Source organism: Pararhizobium sp. P1_E7 (assembly GCF_056405855.1).
Window position 1 is genome coordinate 1 of the sequence record NZ_JBFUBH010000180.1, and the last position, 2,209, is coordinate 2,209.

Consider the following 2,209-nt stretch of genomic DNA (forward strand, 5'->3'; position numbering starts at 1 on the left):
GGTCAGCCGTCAGGCCTGTCTGACGTCATGGAAAGGCTTCACGAAGCCGAATATTTTACCGTCACGCCGCGCTGCCGAAAGTAGGCCTGCATAAGCTTCCTGCCAGAACGGTTATTCTGCACGAGCCTAGCCGGGTCGAACACGGCCTCTTTCAAACCTGCCCGCGTCAATGCTGCCTTGAGAGTTGCGATATGCGCGTCGATGTCGGCATTGTCCGCCTGGAGCGATTCATAAATGCGGTTCGTTGCATCTGCTACGGTCGGTTCACTCACGATTACACTCCTGTTGTTGTTGGTTGGTTGGCGCTTACCACATTTTTCGGCTTGACCCTATTATGGTGAAAAATGCCCACGTCAATGGGTGATATGGATTGGAACATTGCGTCCGCTTTCGAAGATGCGGCACCAGAAGCAGCCCACAAGTCAAGTTTATGGCTGGACTAGAAAATCTGACGACGGCGCTCCGAATCCTAGCGCTTCAAGAACCGCTCTCAAAGCCAAAGCCCGAGAGCCCCCCCAACACCCGCACTTGGTCTACCGAGGGGTAAAGATTGGACGCCGATAAGGGGTCAACATTCCGCGCCGATTGACAGCCTTCAGCGTCTTCGCCGGTATGAGGAAAGGTTCCGAAGGTGCCTTTGTCACGATCGTGGCGACGCGGCTTCCGGCTGGAACACGCAACGGCCCGTTCGGCCTTGCGGCGCGAGAGAACGCCACCACAAAATAGGCCGGCAAAAAGCGTCACCCACCCAAGCAATGGTGACGATGATACTACCAAAGACATCGTGATGGCGCGGCTCCAGCCACCAAGCCCGAAAATAAGCCAGGGACCTAGACACCCGCCCCGAAAAAATATTCCGTCCGATGGTATCCGCTAAGTGCGGGAACGAGAAGGGGCTTGCCCGTTTGGTCCGGGTCGCCTGTCTCGTCGACGGCGCAAAGATGGGTCACGACCGCACCTCCAGGCCGAAGAATGGCGCCGCAGTCCGCACGATGGTTGCGAGGTCGGAATATTCGGGCAGGAACCCGAGTACCTGATGGGCGAGGCTGGCGTCCGCATACAGAGCCGGCGGGTCACCTTCTCGGCGGTGGCCGATAGCGATCGGGACATCTTGTCCGGTAACCTGATTGATCGTTCTCAGGACTTCCCTGATGGAAGACCCGCGCCCGCTGCCCAAATTAAGGGCCACGTTCTCGCCGCCCTTGTCGATATGCCTATATGCCAGCACGTGCGCACGCGCGAGGTCGGTCACGTGAACATAGTCGCGTATGCAGGTTCCATCGGCCGTTTGGTAGTCATCGCCGAGTATCTTCAAGCGAGGATTCCTGCCTGCCGCGGCCAGCAAAGCCCGCGGAATCAAATGGGTTTCCGGATCGTGCCATTCGCCGAGGTCGCCATCGGGATCGGCGCCGCAGGCGTTGAAGTAGCGAAGCGCCACGTAACGCAGACCGAAAGCGGCGGCGTAGTCAGCGAGCATGTGCTCGGCGATCAGTTTTGTCCTACCGTAAGGATTGACCGGGACCTGTGGCGTCGCCTCGTTGACGGGCAGCGTCGCCGGCACGCCGTAGGTTGCACAGCTGGACGAAAGGATGATCTTGTCGAGCCCCGCCTGCCGGCAGGCGTCGAGAAGCGATTGTGTCCCGCAGACATTGTTGCGGTAATATTTTGCAGGGTCGGTCACGGATTCGTCGACATAGGCTGAAGCGGCGAAATGGATGACAGCGACCGGTTTGTACTGTTCGATGATCTCGATCAGGTAGGGAGTGTCGAGGACATCTCCTCGGATGAACGGTCCCCAACGTACTGATGAAAGATTTCCGGTCGTCAGGTTGTCATAGACAACCGGCTCGATTCCTTCCAAACGCAGCTGCTTTGCAGTGTGGCTGCCGATATAGCCGGCACCACCGGTGACGAGGAGACGCGGCGTAACCATTATACAACCTCCGTCAGTGGCTGGTCCGCCCCTGCAAGAAGACCATCGAAATAGCGGATCGTTCGCGCAAGGCCGGCCGATAAATTCACCTTCGGGCGCCAGTCGAGTTCCCGCATGGCGAGCGAAATGTCCGGGCGAGGCTGGCGCGGTTCGTTGATGGGTAACGGACGATGGATGATCTTCGACCGCGAGCCGGTGAGTTGAACCACCTGCCCGGCCAGCTCATCGATCGTGAATTCTTCGGGATTGCCGAGATTGAACGGGCCGGTCGTGGAC

Annotated in this window: 2 protein-coding genes and 2 pseudogenes; all 4 read right to left on the reverse strand. The window is 58.5% G+C overall.

The genetic code is table 11. From position 1 onward, the window contains the following. Positions 1–38: 38 nt before the first annotated feature. Positions 39–275, reverse strand: a complete 237-nt coding sequence (locus AC1D17_RS28630; protein WP_477568584.1) for a hypothetical protein — start codon at positions 273–275, stop codon at positions 39–41. 312 nt (positions 276–587) lie between these two features. Continuing rightward, a pseudogene (locus tag AC1D17_RS28635) lies at positions 588–950 on the reverse strand (N-acetylglucosaminyltransferase); the annotation flags it as partial. After that, a complete protein-coding gene (gene galE / locus AC1D17_RS28640; RefSeq protein ID WP_477568583.1) occupies positions 947–1,933 on the reverse strand; it encodes a UDP-glucose 4-epimerase GalE in 987 nt (328 codons plus the stop codon). The pseudogene AC1D17_RS28635 and the gene galE, both read right to left, overlap by 4 nt. After that, a pseudogene (locus tag AC1D17_RS28645) lies at positions 1,933–2,209 on the reverse strand (SDR family NAD-dependent epimerase/dehydratase); the annotation flags it as partial. The gene galE and the pseudogene AC1D17_RS28645, both read right to left, overlap by 1 nt.